General features: G+C 36.6%; 20 protein-coding genes and 1 pseudogene. 9 read left to right on the forward strand and 12 right to left on the reverse strand.

The features are described 5' to 3' along the window. Position 1 precedes the first annotated feature (1 nt). Both CA730_RS03280 and CA730_RS03285 read left to right on the forward strand, forming a co-directional pair. Positions 2-1,858, forward strand: a complete 1,857-nt coding sequence (locus tag CA730_RS03280) for an ABC transporter ATP-binding protein (RefSeq protein WP_096671253.1) — start codon at positions 2-4, stop codon at positions 1,856-1,858. Between the two features lie 93 nt (positions 1,859-1,951). After that, positions 1,952-2,539: a Crp/Fnr family transcriptional regulator gene (locus tag CA730_RS03285; protein WP_096663933.1), complete on the forward strand. Its 588-nt coding sequence runs from the start codon at positions 1,952-1,954 to the stop codon at positions 2,537-2,539. 232 nt (positions 2,540-2,771) lie between these two features. Here the strand turns inward: CA730_RS03285 and CA730_RS03290 are convergent, their stop codons facing one another. After that, on the reverse strand, positions 2,772-3,047 hold the full coding sequence (locus tag CA730_RS03290) for a hypothetical protein (RefSeq protein ID WP_197705495.1): 276 nt from the start codon (positions 3,045-3,047) through the stop codon (positions 2,772-2,774). Positions 3,048-3,096: 49 nt separating this feature from the next. Between CA730_RS03290 and CA730_RS03295 the strand changes: the two genes are divergently transcribed. Further along, positions 3,097-4,071: a cysteine synthase A gene (locus CA730_RS03295; RefSeq protein ID WP_096663936.1), complete on the forward strand. Its 975-nt coding sequence runs from the start codon at positions 3,097-3,099 to the stop codon at positions 4,069-4,071. 472 nt (positions 4,072-4,543) lie between these two features. Here the strand turns inward: CA730_RS03295 and hemL are convergent, their stop codons facing one another. After that, a complete protein-coding gene (gene hemL / locus CA730_RS03300) occupies positions 4,544-5,842 on the reverse strand; it encodes a glutamate-1-semialdehyde 2,1-aminomutase (protein WP_096663939.1) in 1,299 nt (432 codons plus the stop codon). Positions 5,843-5,979: 137 nt separating this feature from the next. Here hemL and hisIE point away from each other — a divergent pair, with 137 nt between their 5' ends. Next, positions 5,980-6,630, forward strand: a complete 651-nt coding sequence (hisIE, locus tag CA730_RS03305; protein ID WP_096663941.1) for a bifunctional phosphoribosyl-AMP cyclohydrolase/phosphoribosyl-ATP diphosphatase HisIE — start codon at positions 5,980-5,982, stop codon at positions 6,628-6,630. 465 nt (positions 6,631-7,095) lie between these two features. Then, positions 7,096-11,958 (forward strand): DEAD/DEAH box helicase, encoded by a 4,863-nt coding sequence (locus tag CA730_RS03310; RefSeq protein WP_096663944.1) that lies wholly within the window; start codon positions 7,096-7,098, stop codon positions 11,956-11,958. Between the two features lie 53 nt (positions 11,959-12,011). On the opposite strand, the gene CA730_RS03315 is transcribed toward CA730_RS03310, so the two are convergent. Both CA730_RS03315 and CA730_RS03320 read right to left on the reverse strand, forming a co-directional pair. Then, complete coding sequence (locus CA730_RS03315; protein WP_096663947.1) at positions 12,012-12,464, reverse strand: hypothetical protein; 453 nt, start codon at positions 12,462-12,464, stop codon at positions 12,012-12,014. 66 nt (positions 12,465-12,530) lie between these two features. Next, positions 12,531-13,223 (reverse strand): annotated as a pseudogene (locus CA730_RS03320) (hypothetical protein). Positions 13,224-13,493: 270 nt separating this feature from the next. Here CA730_RS03320 and acs point away from each other — a divergent pair. Next, positions 13,494-15,464 carry an acetate--CoA ligase gene (gene acs / locus CA730_RS03325; protein WP_096663950.1) on the forward strand — a complete coding sequence of 657 codons (1,971 nt, stop codon included), beginning with the start codon at positions 13,494-13,496 and terminating at the stop codon, positions 15,462-15,464. 49 nt (positions 15,465-15,513) lie between these two features. On the opposite strand, the gene CA730_RS03330 is transcribed toward acs, so the two are convergent. The 8 genes from CA730_RS03330 to acnB all read right to left on the reverse strand — a co-directional run bounded on the left by CA730_RS03330 (position 15,514) and on the right by acnB (position 21,831). Further along, on the reverse strand, positions 15,514-15,807 hold the full coding sequence (locus CA730_RS03330) for a hypothetical protein (protein ID WP_096663953.1): 294 nt from the start codon (positions 15,805-15,807) through the stop codon (positions 15,514-15,516). Between the two features lie 768 nt (positions 15,808-16,575). After that, positions 16,576-16,830, reverse strand: coding sequence for a hypothetical protein (locus CA730_RS25080; protein ID WP_197705496.1), 255 nt, complete (start codon positions 16,828-16,830; stop codon positions 16,576-16,578). Positions 16,831-16,832: 2 nt separating this feature from the next. After that, a complete protein-coding gene (locus CA730_RS03340; RefSeq protein WP_096663956.1) occupies positions 16,833-17,072 on the reverse strand; it encodes a hypothetical protein in 240 nt (79 codons plus the stop codon). Positions 17,073-17,181: 109 nt separating this feature from the next. Next, entirely contained in the window at positions 17,182-17,538 is a 357-nt protein-coding gene (locus CA730_RS03345; protein ID WP_096663959.1) for a type II toxin-antitoxin system prevent-host-death family antitoxin, read from the reverse strand. Between the two features lie 438 nt (positions 17,539-17,976). Beyond that, positions 17,977-18,195, reverse strand: a complete 219-nt coding sequence (locus tag CA730_RS03350) for a hypothetical protein (protein WP_231939962.1) — start codon at positions 18,193-18,195, stop codon at positions 17,977-17,979. A gap of 87 nt (positions 18,196-18,282) precedes the next feature. Continuing rightward, on the reverse strand, positions 18,283-18,624 hold the full coding sequence (locus CA730_RS03355) for a XisI protein (protein ID WP_096663965.1): 342 nt from the start codon (positions 18,622-18,624) through the stop codon (positions 18,283-18,285). Further along, positions 18,594-19,025 (reverse strand): XisH family protein, encoded by a 432-nt coding sequence (locus CA730_RS03360; RefSeq protein WP_096663968.1) that lies wholly within the window; start codon positions 19,023-19,025, stop codon positions 18,594-18,596. Before CA730_RS03360 ends, CA730_RS03355 begins: the two co-directional genes overlap by 31 nt. Positions 19,026-19,200: 175 nt before the next feature. Then, the gene (gene acnB / locus CA730_RS03365) at positions 19,201-21,831 is read right to left on the reverse strand and encodes a bifunctional aconitate hydratase 2/2-methylisocitrate dehydratase (protein ID WP_096663971.1); all 2,631 of its coding nucleotides are present in this window, start codon (positions 21,829-21,831) and stop codon (positions 19,201-19,203) included. 150 nt (positions 21,832-21,981) lie between these two features. Here acnB and CA730_RS03370 point away from each other — a divergent pair, with 150 nt between their 5' ends. From CA730_RS03370 to CA730_RS24815, 3 genes are all read left to right on the forward strand, one after another. Beyond that, positions 21,982-22,197: a hypothetical protein gene (locus tag CA730_RS03370; protein WP_096663974.1), complete on the forward strand. Its 216-nt coding sequence runs from the start codon at positions 21,982-21,984 to the stop codon at positions 22,195-22,197. Continuing rightward, positions 22,187-22,594, forward strand: coding sequence for a type II toxin-antitoxin system VapC family toxin (locus tag CA730_RS03375; protein ID WP_096663977.1), 408 nt, complete (start codon positions 22,187-22,189; stop codon positions 22,592-22,594). The genes CA730_RS03370 and CA730_RS03375 overlap by 11 nt, the downstream gene beginning before the upstream one ends. A 455-nt stretch (positions 22,595-23,049) precedes the next feature. Then, the coding region (locus tag CA730_RS24815) for a hypothetical protein (protein ID WP_172891153.1) at positions 23,050-24,065 on the forward strand (1,016 nt) is incomplete at its 3' end.

Genomic DNA, 24,065 nt, shown 5'->3' on the forward strand with positions numbered 1-24,065 from the left:
TATGAAAGAAATAGTTTTAGGGGTTCGCAATCTACAAGTTGAATTTATCAGTGATAGCAGTAAAGTAAAAGCTATTGATGATATTAGCTTTCAGCTACATCAGGGTGAGACTTTAGGAATAGTGGGAGAGTCGGGAAGTGGAAAGTCAGTTACGGCTTTAGCAATTATGGGTTTGTTGCAATATCCGGGAAAAGTGAGTGGAGGGGAAATTTTATTTTCTCGGACAAGTGGACAACCGTTGGATTTATTAGCATTATCACCGGAAGAAATGCAGCTTTATCGAGGTGGTGATATTGCGATGATTTTTCAAGAACCAATGAGTTCTTTAAATCCGGTTTATAGTATCGGGTTTCAGTTGCAAGAAGCTATTATGCGCCATCAAAATGTGAACGCAATTGAAGCAAAAAGAATTGCGATCGCCGGGTTGCAAGAAGTTAAACTTTTACCTAGTGATCAGCAAATTGAGGAACAGTATCTTGATCATGATTTGTCTGCACCCGGTAGTTTTAAATTGGCACAGTTGGTGAAAGAACACAAAGAAGCTATGTTGGAAAGATATCCTCATCAGCTATCTGGCGGACAATTGCAACGGGTGATGATTGCAATGGCTATCTCCTGTAATCCATCTGTGTTAATTGCTGATGAACCAACTACAGCTTTAGATGTGACTGTGCAAGCAACGATTCTAGCATTGTTATATGAACTGCAACAAAGTCGCAATATGGCAATGATTTTTATTAGCCATGACTTGGGTTTAATTTCGGAAATTACTGACCAAGTAGCGGTAATGTATAAAGGTAAAATTGTTGAATATGGTGCAGCAACACAAATTTTTAATAACCCCCAACATCCTTATACTAAAGGACTTGTAGCTTGTCGTCCTAGTCTGAATCGTCGTCCCCACAAACTACTGACTGTTTCTGACTACATGAATGTGACAGAAGATGAATTTGGAAAAGTGACAATTCAGACTAAAGAACCTGCACAACCAGCGGAAATTACTGGGGAAGAGATGAACGCCAGATTAGCAAATATTCGTTCACAACTACCGCTGTTGACCGTTAGTAACTTGGAAGTCGGTTTTCCAGTCCGGGGAGTATTCGGCAGTACAAAACGTTACCATAAGGCTGTAAATGGGGTTTCCTTTGATGTTTTTCCGGGAGAAACTTTGGGATTGGTGGGAGAATCTGGTTGCGGTAAAACTACTTTAGGAAGAACCTTGCTGCGATTAGTCGAACCGATGAGCGGTAAAATATTATTTAATGGACAGGATATTACGCACTTGACTGGGAAAACTTTGCAGCATTTACGACGAGAAATGCAGATTATTTTCCAAAATCCTTTTAGTTCCCTCAATCCCCGGATGAAAATTGGGGAAGCGATTGTAGAACCTCTGTTGATTCATGGGGTAGGGAATTCGAAACAACAGCGACAAGCTAGGGTGGTGGAATTGTTGGAACGGGTGGGTTTAAGTGCAGGTGATATGAAAAAATATCCTCATCAATTTTCTGGTGGTCAGCGTCAACGGGTTTGTATTGCTCGCGCTTTGGCTTTAAATCCTAAGTTTATTATTTGTGATGAATCTGTTTCAGCTTTGGATGTGTCTGTGCAAGCGCAAGTTTTGAATTTATTGAAAGAATTACAAGCGGATTTTCAACTAACTTACATTTTTATTTCCCATGATTTAAGTGTAGTCAAATTTTTGAGCGATCGCATTTTGGTGATGAATCAGGGGAAAATAGTGGAATCTGGTACATCTGAAAGTATTTATCTCCACCCCAAAGAAGAATACACCCAAAAATTAATCGCTGCAATTCCTACAGGTAGTTCAGAAAGGATCAGAAATCGGCACAATTAACAAATTCCTAACCCAAAACAGTAGCTTTTTGTCACCAGATATATGTATACTACGGTTAGTACATCGGAAAATAGTAATATACAATATATACTGATGTCATTATACACAGGTAAGCTGTCAACATCTGCAAATAACACTCAACAGCATTTTACCAGGCGATCGCTATTGCCAAGTAAAAAAGGTGCTTTGTGGCGAATAGAATCTGGTTTCGTGATGAATTATACCTACCTAGAAGATGGGACAACCGTAGCTTTAGGGTTATGGGGTGCTGGAGATACAGTTGGGGAACTGCTATCCACAATGAAACCCTATCAGATTGAGTGTTTAACCAATGTAGAAGCGACTATTGTACCTGTAGATGACTGGAATCAACTAACAAATACTTTGCTTGATCACATTCAACAAGCAGAAGAATTAATGCTAATTCGCAGTCATAGAAAAGTAGAAACTATGCTAATGCAATTATTAGCATGGTTATCCAAAAAATTTGGTTCAGAAGTAGAGAAAGGACGTTTAATTGATATGCGTCTAACTCATGAAGATTTAGCAACATTAATCAATTCTACTCGTGTAACTATCACTCGTGTCTTGGGACAATTAGAACAGGAAGGATTAATTGATAGACTTTCTCTGCACCGGATTATGGTGAAACAAGATGATATTTGGTATTATGAAATTTAAGTAGGTGGGCGTTAAAAATTGTCGTTGGGGCAAGGGAACAGGGAGCAGGAAGAGAGTTTTGAGTGATTTTACTTTTCTTCATATACCTTTAAATTTTTCTGTTCACCTACTTAAGTTAAAATTTAGGTCTAAATAAAACTTATTCTATTTCCAATAAAACAGAAGATGACATTAAAATATTTCCTGTGCTTTGATAAATCTTATGATTTAGCTTAACGAACGCAACCCAACATTAACATGGAGGATTTTGTTTTGGAGGTGTATATGTATAAACTTGTTGTTTGGGTATTTGAGGATTTTCCGGTTTAGGTTGATATTGATAAGGTTGATATTTACTGCTAATATTTGCTTTTGTTAACTCTGCTAATAACTGATTAAATTGATTTTGTAATCTTTGTAAATCCTCTCGTTGCTGAGTAACCACTAATGGTTCTTGAGTCTCTACAAAATAAATTACTTTTCCTGCTTTTTGTTGATATGCAGCTAATATAGATAAACTACATAACAATGGCTAGAAATGTCAAAATTTGATAGCGAAAAACTCAGGTAGATACAAAATGGATATCAAAAATGGATTTGTTAATACAATTGGTAACACCCCGTTAATTCGTTTAAACAGTTTTAGCGAAGAAACAGGTTGTGATATCTTGGCTAAAGCTGAATTTCTGAACCCCGGTGGTTCTGTCAAAGATCGCGCTGCGCTGTATATTATCGAAGATGCAGAAAAAAAAGGACTCCTCAAACCCGGTGGTACAGTAGTCGAAGGAACTGCGGGTAATACGGGGATTGGACTAGCGCATATTTGCAACGTCAAAGGTTACAAATGTTTGATTTTTATTCCCAATACCCAATCTCAAGAAAAAATAGATGCTTTGACTACCTTGGGTGCGGAAGTTCGTCCTGTTCCTGCTGTACCTTACAAAGATCCGAATAATTACGTCAAACTATCCGGTAGAATTGCGGCAGAAATGGAAAACGCCATTTGGGCTAATCAATTTGATAATTTAGCCAATCGTGTCGCCCATTATGAGACCACAGGCAGAGAAATTTGGCAACAGACCGATGGTAAAGTTGATGGCTGGGTGGCATCCACTGGTACGGGTGGTACTTATGCTGGTGTAGCTATGTATCTAAAAGAACAAAATCCGGCGGTTAAATGTGTTGTTGCTGACCCTTTAGGTAGTGGACTATATAGCTATATCAAAACTGGAGAAATCAAAATAGAAGGTAATTCGATTACTGAAGGAATTGGTAATAGTCGCATTACTGCGAATATGGAAGGCGCACCTATTGATGATGCGATCCAAATTGATGATTCAGAAGCCTTGCGTGTTGTTTATCAACTATTAAGAAAAGATGGCTTATTAATGGGTGGTTCAACGGGGATTAATGTCGGTGCGGCTGTGGCTTTAGCTAAACAATTGGGACCAGGACATACTATTGTGACTATCTTATGTGACAGTGGTTCTCGCTATCAATCACGAATATTTAATAGTGAATGGTTAGCCAGTAAAGGATTAGTGATGAGTTAGGATTTTTGGCGTTGCTGATAGCCTGCGTGGCGTAGCCATATTGAGGTATGAAATTCCCAAATTGAATCTTTAAAACTCAAACCTCAGTGCGTCTTTGCTACGGCAGTCGCTCATGGGGGAAACCCCCAAGACCGCGCTGCCTCGCCTTTGCGTGAGACTAAAATTCATACCCTTAATCAGCAACGCCGGATTTTTTAGCGATCGCCACATATACAACATATATAGGATTTACGCATTGACAAGATTCCCCAAATATGTGACGTAAATTTTATCCTTTGTAGGGTGCCTCAGCAAATTCAAGTTTATGCCAGGTTGTTGACGGGGGAATTTATTTTTTGATTCCCTAAAGCTCTGTGGACAATTCTATAGCAATCAGATTTGATTTATGAATTAATTGGCGTAGGTAGGTAATAGGCAGCAGGAAACAAGGAATTTATTACCCATTACCCATTACCCATTACCCATTACCTATTTACAGACCAGACAGCACCTCTTTGGCAGCAGCTAATGTTTGTTCAATATCTTCGGAAGTATGTGCTAAAGAAGTAAAACCAGCTTCAAATTGAGATGGTGCTAGATAAATACCATGCTCTAACATTCCGCGATGGAAACGACCAAATTTGCCTGTATCCGCCTTTTTTGCATCTTCATAGTTATGCACAGGCCCTGGGGTGAAGAATAGCCCAAACATAGCACTAATATTACCACCACAGGCAGCATGACCTGTATCTGCACAGATTTTTAGCAATCCATCAGCTAACTGTTTAGTAATTCTTTCTAAATACTCATAAGTACCGGGTTTGCTGAGGAGTTCCAGGGTTTTAATTCCCGCTGTCATGGCTAAAGGATTACCAGAAAGAGTCCCAGCTTGATAAACAGGACCTGCGGGGGCAACCATTGACATAATCTCACGACGACCACCATAAGCACCGACTGGTAAACCACCACCAATGACTTTACCCATTGTGGTTAAGTCGGGGGTAACACCAAATTTGGCTTGTGCGCCACCGTAGGCAATGCGGAAGCCCGTCATCACTTCATCAAATACTAATAATGCCCCATGTTCTTGGGTAAGTTCCCGTAGTCCTTCGAGGAAACCAGCATCAGGGGTAATAAAACCAGCGTTACCAACTACAGGTTCAAGAATCACACCGGCGATTTCCTGGGGGTTTTGTTCAAATAGGGCTTTGACTGCTTCCAAATCATTGAAAGGCGCGGTTAAGGTGCTGGCTGTGACGGCTTTGGGTACTCCTGGTGAGTCGGGTAAGCCCAGGGTAGCAACACCAGAACCGGCTTTGACCAGGAACATATCAGCGTGTCCGTGATAGCAGCCTTCAAATTTAATGACTTTTTCTCGATTTGTAAAGGCTCGCATTAACCGTAATACGGCCATACAAGCTTCTGTTCCAGAGTTGACAAATCGGACCATTTCGACGCTAGGAACAGCATCAATGACCATTTCGGCTAAAACGTTTTCGAGAGCGCAGGGAGCGCCAAAACTTGTGCCTTTATCTAAGGCTGTGTGTAGTGCGGATATTACTTCTGGATGAGCATGACCACAAATAGCTGGTCCCCAAGTCCCAACATAGTCAATGTATTTGTTACCGTCTACGTCCCAAATATATGCGCCATTAACATGATCAAATACGATGGGTTGTCCCCCGACGGATTTAAAAGCGCGAACGGGAGAACTGACTCCTCCGGGCATGAGGTTTTGAGCAGCAGCAAAGATTTCTTGTGATTTTGTGGTTTTAATTGAGGTGTTTACCAAGGGTATCTCCTATAAAGTGGCGATTAAAATTGAGCTTCTATCTTAGAATAGGGTGAAAAGTTACTTGTGAATTTCTCTGGTATAGAATTAGCTGAAAATGGTATCTTGAGTCAAAGAATTATTGTAAATTAACTGGTATGTCTTCTTTTGAACAGCTATCTCTCCAATCTGCTATCCCTGTAGAAAAAATTCGCTACGATGACAAGGGTTTAGTGCCTGCTATTGTCCAAGATTATTTAGATGGTACGGTGCTGATGATGGCTTGGATGAATCAGGAATCGTTACAAAAGACTTTGGATACCGGGGAAACTTGGTTTTGGAGTCGTTCTCGGCAGGAGTTTTGGCATAAGGGCGCTACTTCTGGGCATATTCAGAAGGTGCAAACTATTCGTTATGACTGTGATAGTGATGCTCTTTTGATTGGGGTGGAGCAATTGGGTGATGTAGCTTGTCATACTGGAGAACGTAGTTGTTTTCACCAGGTTGATGGCACGGTGACAGCACCACCGGGGGATAGTTTATCACAGTTGTTTGCGGTAATCTGCGATCGCCGTGATCATCCTAATGAAGATTCCTATACCTGTAAGTTATTGGCTGGTGGTGATAATAAGATATTGAAAAAGATTGGTGAGGAAAGCGCCGAGGTAGTTATGGCTTGTAAGGATGATGATGCCGATGCGATCGCTGGTGAAGTGGCAGACTTATTTTATCATACTCTTGTAGCTTTAGCACATCATCAGGTTGATTTAAAGGCAGTTTATCGCAAGTTACAGGAAAGAAGGAAATAGGCGAAATAATCTAAAAATATCCCCGATTTCTTTAAGAAGTTGGGGATATTATCTAATTGATACAATTCTATAACTTTCGATACAAAGTTAATACAAATTAACTTAGTAAAGTCTTTACATATATACGTAAGTGTAGTTATTATATTATCTGAATCAGGATAACTAGGATTAAAGGATGTACAGGACGGGAATTAATATTTTCATTGTCTGAATCAGGATAACTAGGATTATAGGATGTACAGGACGGGAATTAATATTTTCATTGTCTGAATCAGGATAACCAGGATTATAGGATGTACAGGATGTTATTTTTTGTTTACTAAAAGATGATTAATTTAGATTAAATAATGATATAACATCGTTAAATTCTGATGCACAAATTAATCAATAACAATCCTGAAAATCCTCAAATCCTGGAAATCCTGATTCAGACAAATAAAATCAAAAAATAGGATAAATATCAATATGACTATTACCAGAGTATTAGATGAATTTAGACAAACTTCCACTTCTCCCCGTGATTTAGGTGATAAATTTGAACGATTAATGTTAAATTATCTCAAAACTGATCCCTTTTATAAAGACCATTTTAGCCAAGTTTGGTTATGGATGGATTTTCCTAAACGGGGAAATATGCCAGATACAGGAATTGACTTAGTAGGAGTGGAGCGCAATACTGGAGATTATTGTGCTATTCAATGTAAATGTTATGATTTAGATTACACTTTACAAAAATCAGATATAGATTCATTTTTCACTGCTTCAGGAACTAATTTATTTCAAAAACGCATGATTATTTCTACTACTGCAAAATGGAGTAAAAACGCCCAAGCAGCTTTAGATGGTCAAACAATTCCCGTTGTTCGTGCTACTATTCATGAGTTACAAAATAGTCCCATTGATTGGGATAAATTCAGTTTAAAAAATCCTGATCATTTAGAACTTAAACCTAAAAAACAAATTCGTCCCCACCAACAAACCGCTTTAGAAAAAGTTCTCGCTGGGTTTGAAACAGGAGATAGGGGTAAATTAATTATGGCTTGCGGTACTGGTAAAACCTTTACTGCGTTGAAAATTGCGGAAAATTTCCCTAGAGAAAATAATTTAATTCTGTTTTTAGTTCCTTCGATTTCTTTACTTTCCCAAACCTTGCGAGAATGGACAGCGGAAAGTGATATTAATTTTCATAGTATCGCAGTTTGTTCTGATGTGAATGTGGGTAAAAATAAGAAAAAATCTAAAAATGATGATGTTGCAGATATCACAGTTAATGATTTAGCTTTTCCTCCCACAACTAACGCCGATGATATTATTAAATCCTATCAAAGTATTCAATCTAAAAATCAATCAGAATTAACTGTTATTTTCTCCACTTATCAATCAATTCAAGCTATATCCGATGCACAGAAAAAAAGTTTACCACAATTCGATTTAATTATCTGTGATGAAGCCCATAGAACCACAGGAGTAACTATTTCTGGTGAAGATGAATCTTATTTTATCAGAGTACATAATCAAGATTTTATCAAAGCTAAAAAACGTCTTTACATGACAGCAACTCCAAAAATTTATCATCCTGAGGCTAAAAATCAAGCACAAGAAAATGATGTTTTATTATGTTCAATGGATGATGAAGATATTTATGGTCAAGAGTTTCATAGGTTAAATTTTGGTGAAGCTGTTAGTGCTGACTTATTAAGTGATTACAAAGTAATGGTATTAGCAGTAGATAAAAATTTTGTTAATGCAACTTTTCAACAACAAATTTCTGATGGAAAGTATGTATTAAATTTAGATGATAAAGCTAAAATTATTGGTTGTTGGAATGGTTTAGCAAAACGTATTCTTAATGATGAAGAAGGAGACGATACAGAAGATAAAACCCCAATGAAACGGGCAGTTGCGTTTTGTCGCACTATTGAAGATTCAGAAAAAATTGTAAAATTATTTGCTAAGAATATCAATGATTATCAAAAATTAAACCCCGAAGATGAAACAGTTTTACAATGTGAATTACAGCACGTTGACGGTAAACAGAACGCTTTACAAAGAAATGAAAGGTTAGAATGGTTAAAAGCTGAACCCCTTCATTCCCCCCTTCACAAGCGGGGGGTTAGGGGGGGTAATATTTGCCGCATTTTATCCAATGCGCGGTGTTTATCGGAAGGGGTAGATGTACCCGCGTTAGATGCGGTGATATTCTTCACACCTCGTAACTCAGTGGTGGATGTGGTACAGTCCGTTGGTAGAGTGATGAGAAAAGCGGAGGGGAAAAAATACGGTTATATCATTTTACCAGTTAGTATTGCGGCAGATATTCCTCCTGAAATTGCTTTAAAGGATAATGAATATAAAGTAGTTTGGCAAGTTTTACAGGCTTTACGTTCTCATGATGAGAGATTTAATGATACTATCAATAAGATAGAATTAAATAAACGTCGTCCTGATAAAATTAGTATTATTGGTATAGGTGGTAAAGAAAAAAGTGATTCTTCTCAAAGTTTAAAAATAGAATCTACCTATAAACAATTAGAATTGAATTTTCCCATTGAAGAATGGCGAGATGCAATTTATGCGAAAATAGTTACTAAATGTGGTAATCGTCGTTATTGGGAAGATTGGGCTAAGGATGTAGCGAGAATTGCTGATACTCATACTTCCCGAATTAAAGCATTATTAGAAAATTCAGAATCGGAAGCGAAAAAAGCATTTGATGAGTTTATCACAGGATTACATCAAAATATTAATCCTAATGTCACTCCAGATGAAGCTATTGAAATGTTATCTCAACATTTAATTACTAAACCTGTTTTTGATGCTTTGTTTGAAGGTTACGAATTTACTAAATATAATCCAGTTTCTCAGACGATGCAAAGAATGTTAGATGTGTTAGAAAGTCAATCTTTGCAGAAGGAAGTCAAGACTTTAGAAAAGTTTTATCAAAGTGTGCGAGAACGCGCTAGTGGGATTGATAATGCGGAAGGAAAACAGAGGATAATTATTGAATTATATGATAAATTTTTCCGTGCAGCTTTTCCCAGGTTGGTTGAAAGATTGGGTATTGTTTATACTCCTGTGGAAGTGGTAGATTTTATTATTAAAAGTGCTGATTTTGCTTTAAAACAAGAGTTTGGTGTGGGTTTAACTGATGAGGGTGTGCATATTTTAGACCCCTTTACAGGGACGGGTACTTTTATGGTGCGGTTGTTGCAAAGTGGGTTAATTAAACCTGAAGATTTACAACGTAAGTTTACCTCTGAATTGCACGCTAATGAGATTGTTTTGTTAGCTTATTATATTGCTGCAATTAATATTGAGGAAAGTTATCATTATTTAACTCAATACCCCCCAACCCCCCTTGTAAAGGGGGGCTTAGATTTCCCCCCCTTATTAAGGGGGGGTCAGGGGGGGTATCAACCTTTTAATGGGATTGTTTTAACTGATACTTTTCAAATGTTTGAAAATGCAGGTTATTTGTTAGAAAGTATCTTTCCTGAAAATAATCAACGGGTTATTAATCAAAAGCAAAGGGATATTACTGTGATTATTGGTAATCCTCCTTATTCTGCTGGACAAAAATCTGTTAATGATAATGCACAAAATCTTAAATACGAATTATTAGAAAAAAAATTAGAAGAAACTTATGCTTCACAAGGTACGGGAAAAAGGGCGCTATACGATTCTTATATAAAAGCTTTTCGCTGGGCAAGTGATAGAATAAGAGATAAAGGAGTAGTTTGTTTCGTTAGTAATGGTTCATTTATTGACAGTAATGCAATGGATGGCTTGAGAAAATGTTTAGTAGATGAATTCACTAGCATTTATTGTTTTAATCTGCGAGGTAATCAAAGAACTTCTGGAGAACTATCAAGAAAAGAAGGTGGTAAAATTTTTGGTTCAGGAAGTCGTGCTACCATTGCGATTATTTTCTTAATCAAAAATGCTGATAAAAAACCAGAAAATAGATTATTTTATCATGATATTGGTGACTATTTAAGTCGAGAAGAAAAACTAAGCATTATTAAAACTTTGGGTGATATTTCTAGTATAACATGGCAAAAAATAACTCCTAATGAAAATTATGATTGGATTAATCAACGTAATGATGATTTTGAGAGTTTTATTTCATTAGGTGATAAGAATGATAAATCAAGTAAAACTATTTTTAATGTTTGTTGCAATGGCGTAGTAACTAACCGTGATTCTTGGGTTTATAATTTTTCTAAAAATAGTTTATCTGAAAATATACAAAAAACAATTTGCTTTTATAATCAGGAAAGAGAACGTTTTTTTGAAGCAAAGTCAAAAAATTCTAACTTACAAGTCGAAAAATTTATTAGATACGATGCAACTTTTATTACTTGGGATACCAGAAGATTAAAAGGTGGGCTTGAAAAAAATAAAGTCATTAAGTTTGATGCTAATGATTTACGGACAGCTATTTATCGTCCTTTCTGCAAACAACATTTATATTTTAATCATGATCTTATTCATTCTCGTTTTTATCAACCCAATTTTTTCCCTAATCAAGATTTAGAAAACTTAGCAATTTATGTCACTGGAATTGGTGCAAGTAAAGATTTTTCAGCTTTAATAACAGATGTAATTCCTAATTTACATTTACATGATACTGGTCAATCCTTCCCTTTATATACCTACGAAAAACAAAGCGAACTAGGAGAACTATTTGCAACAGCAACCACAGAACAATACACCAAAAAAGAAAACATTCCCGATAGCATCTTCAAAGAATATCAGCAAAAATATCAAGACAAAACCATCAGCAAAGAAGACATATTCTATTACATTTATGGAGTATTACATTCTCCCGAATATAAACAACGCTTTGCGTCAGACCTGAAGAAAATGTTACCACGAATCCCCTTTACAGCCGATTTTTGGACATTCAGTAAAGCGGGAAGAGAATTAGCGTATTATCATCTCAACTATGAAACCATAGAACCTTATGAATTAGAAGAATTTAAAAAAGAATTATATTTAGATAACCAAGATTATCGAGTGGAAAAAATGGTATTTGGTAAGAATAAAAACGGCATAGATAAAACCATCATCATCTATAATAGTAAACTTACCCTATCGCAAATTCCCCTAGAAGCCTACGAATATATAGTAAATGGCAAATCAGCCCTAGAATGGATTATGGAAAGGTACAAAGTCATCAAAGATAAGGATAGTGGCATAATTAATGACCCTAACCATTGGTCAGAAAATCCCCGTTATATAGTGGATTTAGTCAAAAGGATAGTGAGAGTCAGTTTAGAAACTGTGAAGATTGTTAATAGCTTACCAGCATTGAATGAATGGTAAAAAACAAGATCCCCGACTTCTTTAAGAAGTCGGGGATATGAAACTCTCCAAAACTATACTTCCACAATTCTCGTTTCTAAATTCTTTTGACAACACTTATCTACAAAATTATTAGCTAAATCCAATAATTCTAGATCATCAATATCAATATCACTTGCTAATACATCTTTGACAGCAGATTTTTTATCATTTTCCCTAGAAATTCTTAAACATTCTTCTAAATCTACGGCTAAATCGAACAAGGATGTGTCTCCCACATATTTTCTAATTTTGATGGCGACATCATCATCACTAACTAAAAAGTCTTTAATTGCATCAAATAAAGGATTGGATATTTCATCATCACCCCAAGTTTCTAGCCAATCACCTTCCACATCTTCTACATAAATATGAACAAAATTTAGTCCATAATTTAACCAATCTTGCTGCATATTCCGGGCTGCTGCTAACGCTTCTGTCAGGTTTTCGAGTTGAGCGCTATTATTAGTCTGTTGTTGGTTAACCATAAATGGTGTTTTCAGCGGATTAATGATGTTAGCTAGGACACAGATTTCGATTTCAATATTCGGGAATCAGGAAAAATTCACATACTTCCCTTCCGCAAGATGATCACTGTTATACAGGGCAACATTGACTAACTGATGGATAAAATCATTGTCTTGGGGGTTATAACTTAAGAATAAGCCTCTTTCTATTTCCCACAATTCCAGTGAATTTTGCCACTTTTGATACTTGGTGTTATGAAATTCTTCACTGACACTGGTAACTTGAATACAGAGTGGTTTATTTTGGTGATTGCTAACAATCAGGTCTGTCGCCATGGAAAGGTCAGCTATATAACGCCGCCAAAAATCACCTTCCCGGTGAACAACATCCTGAGCTATATATTTAATGATATCACTATCAGCCTGATTAAACTCCCCCGCCATCATTTTTTTCTTCCAAATATAAAATTTGGTGTCTGTGGCATTAATCCATTTAGGGAACAGATAACCGTACCAATACCTTTCATTAGCGGTCATTTGTTAAAACTGTAATCTTTTATCTTCTTCTGAAGGTAAAGACTTAATTGCTAACCAAACCTTAGAATCCGTAATTACTTCTAATAAAAAAGCAACAACGATGGGTTTGGATATCAGCGAACCAAGCTTGATGTGTTTAATCCAACGGTTAATATCTCTTAATTTTGTCGTGAGATTTGGATCTATTTCAGCGGCTTGCTCGATTAATAAATTGAGTTTATCTTTAATTTCCTTGGCTTCCAAACTATACCCTATTGTAAAATACTAACATGACATCTAAGGATTTATATCCTACTAAATCGGTAAATAAGGTTGTTAAAAACATTATCATTATTTTATCTTACGGCGGACTGAACAATTTAGCGTTAATTAATTGTCGTATTGGAGGAGGACTAGATTAGCATATCAGTAAATAATCTTTACACTTAACGCAACTTTACGAAAATCTCAAGTTTTTTGGCACAACTTCGTTAAAAATAGTTTTCAGTCACAATATTGTTTGCATCCATCATTATGTCTCAACCAACTATAGAATCCATTTTACAGGAAAAGCGGCTATTTCCCCCTACCAGTGATTTTTCAGAAAATGCCCAGATTAAAAGTTTAGCAGATTATCAGCGTCTTTACGATCAAGCCAAAGCCGATCCTCAGCAATTCTGGGCGGACTTGGCAGAAACTGAGTTGCATTGGTTTCAAAAATGGGACACGGTGCTAGATTGGCAGCCGCCGTTTGCTAAGTGGTTTGTGAATGGGAAGATAAATATTTCTTATAACTGTCTTGACAGACATCTCACTACTTGGCGGAAAAATAAGGCGGCGTTGATTTGGGAAGGTGAACCGGGAGATTCACGGACTCTGACTTATGCCCAATTGCATCGGGAAGTATGCCAGTTTGCGAATGTATTAAAGCAGTTGGGGGCAAAAAAAGGCGATCGCATTGGTATTTATATGCCGATGATTCCCGAAGCTGCCATTGCTATGTTAGCCTGTGCGAGAATTGGCGCACCTCATAGCGTTGTTTTTGGTGGTTTTAGTGCTGAAGCTTTGCGCGATCGCTTGAATGATGCCGAAGCCAAGTTAGTAATCACAGCCGATGGGGGTTGGCGCAAGGATGCGATTGTCCCCCTGAAAGAACAGGTAGACAAAGCTTTAGAAAATAATGGAGTTCCCAGCATTACAAATGTGCTAGTTGTCAAGCGCACAAATCAAAAAACACAGATGGCAGCAGGACGTGACCATTGGTGGCACGATTTACAAAAAGGCGTGTCTGCCGATTGTCCCGCTGAACCTATGGACAGTGAAGATATGCTGTTTGTTCTCTACACTTCCGGTAGTACGGGCAAACCGAAGGGCGTAGTCCATACCACAGGTGGGTATAACTTATACAGCCATATTACCACCAAATGGATTTTTGATCTCAAGGATACTGATGTATATTGGTGTACTGCCGATGTAGGTTGGATTACGGGACATAGCTACATTGTTTATGGACCACTTTCCAACGGTGCAACCACTCTCATGTATGAAGGTGCGCCCCGTGCTTCTAATCCTGGATGTTTTTGGGATGTCATTGAGAAATACGGCGTTAATATTTTTTATACTGCACCAACAGCAATTCGCGCCTTTATCAAAATGGGTGAACACCATCCTAATAAACGTAATCTTTCTTCTCTGCGATTACTGGGAAGTGTGGGTGAACCCATTAACCCCGAAGCTTGGATGTGGTATCACAAAATCATTGGTGGTGAACGTTGTCCCATTGTGGATACTTGGTGGCAAACGGAAACTGGTGGGATTATGATTACACCTCTACCTGGGGCAATTGCGACTAAGCCTGGTTCAGCTACTCTCCCCTTCCCTGGTATTATTGCGGATGTGGTAGATTTAGATGGAAATTCTGTCCCTGATAACGAAGGTGGTTATTTAGCCATTCGTCATCCTTGGCCGGGAATGATGCGGACTGTGTACGGTGATCCTGATCGTTTCCGTCGTACCTATTGGGAACATATTCCCCCCCAAGATGGTAATTATACGTATTTTGCCGGCGATGGTGCAAGAAAAGATGAGGACGGCTATTTCTGGGTCATGGGGCGCGTGGATGATGTCCTGAATGTCTCTGGACACCGCTTAGGGACGATGGAAGTGGAATCGGCTTTGGTGTCTCATCCGGCGGTAGCTGAGGCGGCTGTGGTGGGTAAACCGGATGATTTGAAAGGTGAGGAAGTTGTGGCTTTTGTAACTTTGGAGGGAACTTATCAAGCCAGTGAGGAGTTGAGTAAGGAACTGAAGAAGCACGTTGCCAATGAGATTGGGGCGATCGCTCGTCCGGGTGAAATCAGGTTTACTGATGCTTTGCCAAAAACCCGTTCTGGGAAGATTATGCGGCGGTTGTTGCGGAATCTGGCTGCGGGTCAGGAGGTGACTGGTGATACTTCGACCTTAGAGGATCGCGGTGTTTTGGATAAGTTACGGGAAGGAAATTAAATAACTGTGTAAAATCTGCATGGGGTGGGCAAAATTGCCTACCCTACGGTTATTGATGATAACTGGATACTTGAGGAATCAAACTGGTGGTTTTATTCACACCATCCCAAACTATCCAGTTGATATCATTAGCTAAATCATCAGCTTGATTGGTAACTTTAAAATAGAATTTGTCACCGTTTTTAAACTGCACTGCAAAGTCAGCATTTTGGGCAAAAACAACTATAAAACCTCTATCCCGTAAGCAATACATCGCCCAATTTTTTAAGGATTGTTTATGGGGTTCATGGGGAATTGGGGGGTTAGTAATTACGTCTGCAATGACTTTTAAAACTTTTTCCATATTTGGAGTTAATTAGGATCACAACGAATTTTAATCATAAACCCATTGGGGTCATAAAAGTACAGTTCTTCAGTAGCATGAGGGGGGAATATGATGATAATCAACTTCAAGTTGTCTTCTTCGTTCATTGAACGTATCTTATTTATTAGATTTTTAAATAATGTCTATAATCAAAGAGCGATCGCGCGTTAAGCACACAAAAAATAACATCCAAAGCTAATAAAAGTTATATTTTAATTGTTCCCTAAAATATCTTCAAAGTTATGATATATAAGTAATAATAACTCTACCCCCCCGGCGAAATTAGTTTTTCTTATGTATTTTCATAGTTAATTGATAGTTGATTTCTCTATAGGAATATCCTGAACATGAAATATTTATCCCATCAATTCTAAAACTTTCGAGAACATTGTATCAACTTCCATAATTGCCGTTGCTTTATGCAAACTAATTGATAATTTATCCACTGGAAAATTTACTATTGAACAATATTAATTAGAATCAGTAAAATTTGCTCTTCTTGCATCGCAAGTTTAAGTGGCACAGGCTTCCAGCCTGTGAAAGTGTGAAAATCAAACCTGTAAAGTGATTAATTTTAATTCTTGTAACTATATTTTTAGGCATAAACCTTCCTCAATTCATAGATTTATGATTGTTTTTCTTTTTCTTCAACTAACAAAAATTCATATAATTCATCTATAGAAATAGGAAATTTATAAATATTATCTTCTGATTCATAAACATCTTCAAAAGATTCTATTGCTTCCTTTAATTTATTAACTGCATCTTCTTGAGTATCTCCCAGCTATTAGCTAAAGAAACTAATTGTACTTTTTGGACTAATAATTTATTCTCAGCGATTAGTGTATTAATATGTCCAGATGATTGATCCTGTTTAGCACTGATTTCTTCTTTAACACTTTCTGGTAATAAAAATTGAGCCTCGTTTGTCAGGAATAAATCTAGGAAATTTAACCGAGATAGGAAAATTAAAGGGGAAGAGTTAAATACTATTTTCATCATGCTTACCAATTTTTTTCTATAGCGATATCTTCAAAAGTAAGATATGAAAAATCTATTCCCATTAATTCTAAAACTTTCAAAAATATTTCTGTATCCATTTCCATGATTTCGGCTGCTTTATGTAAACTAATTAACCTGGATGTTAAAGCACCGAGTACAAATATAAATGTCTCTTTTTGTTCTATACTCTGGAATAATTGTACTTGAGATGCGATTTCTTGAAAGGTAGTTTGGTGATTCATTTATTTGATACTGTTTAATGGATTAAGTCTATTTTTATAATTATATCAAATGGTAAGGCGATCGCACTTCATACTACCCACATCAAACAGTGATTGCACTTCCATTATCTTAAAATAAGCGATCGCACTCACAAAACCACAACCAAAAAGCGATAGATAAATACTCTAAAGTTTCTGTTTGTTCTTGTTCATCTCCTTCTTGTTCCCAAATTTTTAATAATTCCAGTGCTTTTTGGTTATTGCTTTTTGTCGGTTCTAATTGTTTTTTAGTCTCAATTATTGTTTCTAATTGTTTGATATGATCGAGGATTTTTTGATAAGATGCGGCATCTTGTACTACTAATTCTGCTTTACCATTAACTGTTAAAATCAGAGGATTTCCGGTTTCTTTCATCTGGTTAATGAGTTCATTGGTGTTGCGTTTGAAGGTTGAGAGGGATTGAATATCTTGACTGAGATTAATCATGGTTGGTGACTCTGCACTAAATTTAGATTTAATTTAATGTTAGCATAAAATTAAAAAGGTGATCGCTCCCTAAACATAATAGGCATAATAACCACTAATACAATTAACTTTTTCAAAATGAATATCGTCTTCTAGAAGTAATTTTGCCCTCGATTCATCATGAACTGGAATGAAAACAGTATCTTCTCCAGATTTCAACTCGATCAAAAATCCGTGATCAATATTTTCTTGATTGTATTGCGCTATGTGAATATTTGCTTCTTGACAACGTTATGCAATTTGCTGAAATGGTGATTTTGATTCTGATTCGGTAGACATATTAATTTAAAATGATGTTGTAAACTAAAATATTATAAAATATAAAACCCTCATTTAATAAAAGATTTATATTTATTTATAGGTTGTGTTGAGGTACAAAACCCAACATTATTATTTACTTTAACAAACTTTCAATCTCTTCATTGGTAAAACCAAGTGTTCCTTTTCTTCAACTAACAAAAATTCATGTAATTCATCTATAGAAATAGCAGATTTATAAATATTCTCTTCTGATTCATAAACATCTGCAAAAGATTCAATTGCGTCCTTTAATTTATTAACTGCATCTTCTTGAGTATCTCCCTGTCCAACAATACCATTTTCTAAGCACAACCCCACCCAATAACCAGAACTTTGTCTGAGAACAACTGTGTAAAAGTTTATTTTTGTTTCCCTATAGATTAAATTTAGGATCAAGAGAAAGTATTAAGCAATAGCAAACTCTGTAAACTTACGAGTTTCAGGATCATGAAAAGCCAAAACAATATCCTCTTTTGGTACACCTTCCCTTAATAACTCCGTTGCAATACCTTCCTCAGTCCAATCTTCCTCAATGTAAATTTTCTGATTTTTAATACGAACGTAAATATGAGTATTATTAACTCTTTTTTTGTTAACCCAATCAATACTACGCCAAAAATAATGATGATTATTGTCATCAAAAATTAAACAATTTTCCGGGTGAAAATCAGGAGCTTTTTCAACAATTTGATAATATTCTGTTAAGATTTTTTTGATTATTTCTCCATATCTTGTGAGCTTATCCATGATACAATTTCCTCCTGTTCGTTATTAAAAACAATAAACTCTACCTGATGACGTTTAACAATAGATTTAACTGATTTTCTTTGAAAAAAGCTCTCAAATACAGTGTCTTTAACAGCTAAATAAATGGCATAATGTTTTTCAGATAAATCTAAAATATCACGATATACAATATATTGTCCTAATGCCAATTCAAAATCCCTCATCGGAGAAGGATTAATAAAACTTTTTATCTCCACAACAATGGTACGATTATTTTGTTGAGCTAATAACGTTTTTTCAGCAAGTAGATCAGCGTAAAGTTGGGCATCTTCGTATTGTAAAAAATAAGAATCAGCTAAAATCCTCCAGCCATCTTTAATTAAAGCATTTTTAACCGCATTATGGTAGATATCCTTTGCCATTTTCCTCCTTAGTTTAAGTTCATTGATATTATAGTAACATTTTTTTGACATCGGCTAAATATACAGAAACACGATCTTTCTAAAGATGATATTGCTTTCTTAAAATGACTCTTCCCCATAAAATGTAAATTATAACATATTCAGGTGAGTCCATCCAGACTCACCCTAACCTAAATTATACCAAAGCCGCCTGTTCCTCCTTACTAATCACCCTACCCTCATCTTGAAAACCAGCAATTTGATCAAAGTTCAAATAGCGATACAAATCATCAGCAAAAGGATGAATTCTCTCCGCCACAATCTCCAAATATTCCTGCACATTAGGAAGCCTTCCCAACAACGCACAAACCGCTGCTAATTCCGCCGAACCTAAATACACTTGAGCGCCTTTACCCATGCGATTATTGAAATTACGAGTCGAAGTAGAAAACACAGTTGTATTATCATCAACTCGCGCCTGATTTCCCATACATAAACTGCATCCGGGAATCTCAGTTCTCGCATTCGCACCTACAAAAACATCATACACACCTTCTACTTTTAATTGATGTTCATCCATTCTTGTAGGTGGTGCAATCCATAACCGCGCTTTCACCTCACCAGCACCTTCTAAAACCTTCGCAGTTGCTCGATAATGTCCGATATTTGTCATACAAGAACCCACAAAAACTTCTTGTACAGGATCATTGGCAACTGCCGATAATAACTTAACATTATCTGGGTCATTAGGAGCAGCTACAATTGGTTCTGTGATTTGGCTTAAATCAATCTCAATTACTTCTGCATATTCAGCATCTGCATCTGCTGATAATAATACAGGATTGGCTAACCATGCCTCCATTTTTGCCACGCGACGCATGATAGTTCTGGCATCACTATAACCCCGTGCTACCATATTTTTTAACAGAGCAATATTGGAACGTAAATATTCCGCAATTGTTTCTTCACTTAACTTAATTGTGCAACCAGCACAAGAACGTTCTGCGGAAGCGTCGGTTAATTCAAAAGCTTGTTCAACTTTCAAATTTGGTAAACCTTCAATTTCCAAAATCTTGCCAGAAAAAACATTTTTCTTGTTCTGCTTTTCGACAGTTAACAAACCTTTTTGCATAGCCACATAAGGAATTGCATTCACAATATCTCTCAATGTAATTCCTGGTTGCAATTCTCCTGTAAATCTGACTAAAACTGATTCTGGCATATCTAAAGGCATTACACCTAATGCACCAGCAAAGGCCACTAAACCAGAACCCGCAGGGAAGGATATTCCTAATGGGAAGCGGGTATGGGAGTCTCCACCTGTACCCACTGTGTCGGGTAATAACATCCGGTTTAACCAGGAGTGAATGATACCATCACCGGGACGCAAAGCCACGCCACCACGAGAGGACATGAAGTCAGGTAATTCCTGATGGGTTTTAATATCCACAGGTTTGGGATAGGCTGCGGTGTGACAGAAACTTTGCATTACTAAGTCTGCACTGAAACCTAAACAAGCCAGTTCTTTTAATTCATCTCTGGTCATTGGTCCTGTAGTGTCCTGAGAACCCACTGTAGTCATGATTGGTTCGCAAGATGTCCCCGGACGTACTCCTGGCAAACCAGCGGCTTTACCGACCATTTTCTGAGCCAATGTGAAGCCTTTGCCGGTGTCGGTGGGGGATTGGGGACGGATAAATAAATCGCTGGGTTTTAAACCTAATGCTTGACGGGTTTTGTCGGTGAGAGTCCGTCCAATTAGCAGGGGGATACGTCCACCGGCGCGAACTTCGTCTAAAATGGTGTCAGGTTTGAGGCTGAAGGTGGAAATTACTTCTCCTGCGGCATTGAGAACAGTTCCTTTGTAGGGATAAATGGTAATTACGTCACCGGTTTCCATTTTGCTGACATCGCATTGAATGGGTAATGCACCAGCATCTTCGGCTGTGTTAAAAAAGATAGGTGCGATCGCACTTCCTAAAATATAACCCCCAGCCCGTTTGTTTGGTACAAAGGGAATATCATTGCCCAAATGCCATAATACAGAATTGATTGCAGACTTGCGCGAAGAACCTGTACCAACAACATCACCGACGTAAGCAACAGGATGTCCTTTTTTCTTTAACTCTGCAATGGTTTCTAAACTTCCCGGTTGACGAGTTTCTAACATCGCCAATGCGTGTAATGGAATGTCTGGTCTGGTTGTAGCGTGGGTTGCCGGTGATAGGTCGTCGGTGTTGGTTTCTCCGGGAACTTTGAAAACGGTAACGGTGATAAATTCTGGCAATGTAGGACGGGAAGTAAACCATTCAGCTTCCGCCCAAGAGTTTACCACTTGTTTGGCGTAGGGGTTGGTTTTCGACAATTCCAAAACATCATGGTACGCATCATACACCAGCATAATTTTGCTGAGGGCGTTGGCTGCATAAGCGGCGATTTGTTCTCTTCCTTCTCCTCCCATTACCAAGGGTGTTTCTGAAGCTGTTGATACAGAGGTGCTGGAAACTTGGAGTAAATCAATTAAGGATTGGACATTGTAACCACCAATCATTGTTCCCAGTAATTCTACTGCGTCAACTGGTGAAACTAAGGGACTGGTAATTTCTTCTTTAGCGATCGCAGTCAGAAATCCAGCTTTTACATAAGCAGCTTGATCTACTCCAGGGGGAATGCGATCGCGTAATAAATTTAACAATAATTCTTCTTCGCCTGTGGGTGGATTTTTCAGTAATTCACACAATGCTGATGTTTGTACTGCATCTAACGATAAGGGAGGAATACCCAGTTGGGCGCGCTCGGCAACCTGTTGACGATATTCTTGTAGCATGGTTTAGATTGTGATCCTGTAATGTCTTGCTTTCATTATTATTTTATTGTAAGGGAATTGTTACAGGAGTTACTGGTAAACGAATTTGTCAAAAACAAACAATTTATAGATTATAATTTTGAATAGAATCTTTATTCTAGGTAATTTACTATGGTTACAAAACAAATAATTCAAGAAAAATTAGAAAATTTAACTCAAGAAGAACTTAATCAAGTTTATGGATTAATTGAACAATTAGGTAGTGCAGAAAATACTGTTAAAAAGCCTAGTATAATGTCTAAATTAAGACAAATATCTATTGATGCTCCTGAAGATTTTTCGGTTAAACTTGCAATTAGTTTTGGGAGAGATGTAAGTGAGGACTAAAATTTTCGTAGATACTTGGTTTTTTGTTGCTTTAATTAATAAACGAGATCAATATCATCAAAAAGCCTTAGAATTATCTGAAGAATACGAAAGTTATCCTTTGATTACAACTGATGCAGTTTTTTTAGAAGTTGGTAATGCTTTATCAAATAATTATAAAAATGAAGCAGTTGAATTAATTGAAAGTTTTCTAGAATCTGATGATGTTGAAGTTATTCGTTTAAATACTGATTTATTTGATGAAGCATTGAGTTTATACAAAAAACATCAAGATAAATCTTGGGGTTTAGTCGATTGTATTTCTTTTGTGGTGATGAAAAGACATGAAATTACCCAAGCATTAACTTTTGATAGGCATTTTATTCAAGCAGGTTTTCAAGCATTAATGAAACAATAGAAATTCTTGATTCCGGAATGTAATTAATGAATGAATGTCAAACAAGAAGAAATTAATGAATTAATTGAAGAAACTTAGAAAATATCTGGAAATGAAAGAGTTTATGAAACTAGCAAAAACAGGATTTACCGAGTAGAATAATCCAGAAGAGGATATTTATAATGATAAAACTGAAGATTCATGAGATTTCGTTTAGGTGTACGTATTTAATTTTTATTAAGTATCATTGACAATGAATATGCTTATGCATAAAATCCTAATATAGTTTGCACATTGAATAAATTCATTAGTAGAGAGCGAAATTATGCCAGATAACAAAAAACAGCCAAAATATCCGATCATATCCAGATGTTACAGGTTTTCATCATAGCAAAGCTAATTCATTTAGTAAAACAATAGGATATAATGATGACTGCAAATTATATCTTTGGTCGAAAAAAAGAATAAAATATAGTTTGCAAGAAGTAGACACTGGATATCCTTATCTTGAAAAACCAGATAGTTCTGAAGAAAGTAAAATTAAAACTCTATCCCAAATATCAAGACTTAATGATGGGAATTTTTATGCTCGTTATTGTTCGACTTTTTCCTATGAAGAAACAACATACTGTATAGTTTTAGCAATAGATGGTAATAGAAGAGCTTTAAAGAAATATCAGGAATTAGATAGAAAAGGCAGTACAAGATCAGGTATTAAACTATCAGATCAACGAGGAGTATTTATTTCCTCAGAAGGCGTGAGAATCTGTGTTTATAATGAGATTTTTGAAAGTAGTTATTTGCAAGATTATAATTTATTAGCTGATAGTAAAGCTCAATCACATTACTTATTAATTATAAATGGGAGCTTTGATGTTGTAACTAATAGAAACTCACTCACTGATAGCTCAAGACAAATATTAAAAGATGAATTATTTATCGCAAAAGTAAAAGACTTCCTAGATCAAGCAAAAACGAAAATTCCTATATTTAAAGAATTTATCGAAAGATTAACTCAAGAAAATCAGGAAGAGAAATTAGAAGCATATCAAAAGAAACTAGATAAATTAAAAAGTAGTGTTCAGAAAAGGTGCAGATTTAGAGTAACTAATATAGAACAATTAAAAGATAAGTGGATAATCCAACCAGAAATAGGTGAAGAGCATTGGGTAGGTGCTTTATATACAATGTTTGCTCATTTAGTAACTTTGGATTTACCTCATTCTAATTTATGGATGCGTCCACGTACATTTTCTGGAGTTGGTCTTGATAGTATCGCAGTACCTTTGGAGGAAAATAGTTTAAAAGATAAAGTCCATAGAGGATTAGAATATAAATATACTTTTTCACCAACAGATGAATATAATCATCCTTTTATTGTTACTAACTTTATAGTTTGTTGGGATATGATTACACCAGAAGAAAAAGAGCGTATTACAGATTCTTATGGTTATTTTGGTTTTGTTTCATTAACAGCAGGACTTACGCAACT

It is taken from the genome of Dolichospermum compactum NIES-806, assembly GCF_002368115.1.
Taxonomy (GTDB): Bacteria; Cyanobacteriota; Cyanobacteriia; order Cyanobacteriales; family Nostocaceae; genus Dolichospermum; species Dolichospermum compactum.

What these genes read in the sequence shown, in the direction of transcription:
- CA730_RS03285 (WP_096663933.1), top strand. Translation starts at nt 1,952, where the DNA reads ATGTCATTATACACAGGTAAGCTGTCAACATCTGCAAATAACACTCAA.
- CA730_RS03360 (WP_096663968.1), bottom strand. Translation starts at nt 19,025, where the DNA reads ATGGCAAAGGATATCTACCATAATGCGGTTAAAAATGCTTTAATTAAA.
- acs (WP_096663950.1), top strand. Translation starts at nt 13,494, where the DNA reads ATGTCTCAACCAACTATAGAATCCATTTTACAGGAAAAGCGGCTATTT.
- CA730_RS03330 (WP_096663953.1), bottom strand. Translation starts at nt 15,807, where the DNA reads ATGGAAAAAGTTTTAAAAGTCATTGCAGACGTAATTACTAACCCCCCA.
- CA730_RS03280 (WP_096671253.1), top strand. Translation starts at nt 2, where the DNA reads ATGAAAGAAATAGTTTTAGGGGTTCGCAATCTACAAGTTGAATTTATC.
- CA730_RS03370 (WP_096663974.1), top strand. Translation starts at nt 21,982, where the DNA reads ATGGTTACAAAACAAATAATTCAAGAAAAATTAGAAAATTTAACTCAA.
- CA730_RS03310 (WP_096663944.1), top strand. Translation starts at nt 7,096, where the DNA reads ATGACTATTACCAGAGTATTAGATGAATTTAGACAAACTTCCACTTCT.
- CA730_RS03345 (WP_096663959.1), bottom strand. Translation starts at nt 17,538, where the DNA reads ATGATTAATCTCAGTCAAGATATTCAATCCCTCTCAACCTTCAAACGC.
- CA730_RS03340 (WP_096663956.1), bottom strand. Translation starts at nt 17,072, where the DNA reads ATGAATCACCAAACTACCTTTCAAGAAATCGCATCTCAAGTACAATTA.
- acnB (WP_096663971.1), bottom strand. Translation starts at nt 21,831, where the DNA reads ATGCTACAAGAATATCGTCAACAGGTTGCCGAGCGCGCCCAACTGGGT.
- CA730_RS03295 (WP_096663936.1), top strand. Translation starts at nt 3,097, where the DNA reads ATGGATATCAAAAATGGATTTGTTAATACAATTGGTAACACCCCGTTA.
- CA730_RS03355 (WP_096663965.1), bottom strand. Translation starts at nt 18,624, where the DNA reads ATGGATAAGCTCACAAGATATGGAGAAATAATCAAAAAAATCTTAACA.
- hisIE (WP_096663941.1), top strand. Translation starts at nt 5,980, where the DNA reads ATGTCTTCTTTTGAACAGCTATCTCTCCAATCTGCTATCCCTGTAGAA.
- CA730_RS25080 (WP_197705496.1), bottom strand. Translation starts at nt 16,830, where the DNA reads ATGATGAAAATAGTATTTAACTCTTCCCCTTTAATTTTCCTATCTCGG.
- CA730_RS03315 (WP_096663947.1), bottom strand. Translation starts at nt 12,464, where the DNA reads ATGGTTAACCAACAACAGACTAATAATAGCGCTCAACTCGAAAACCTG.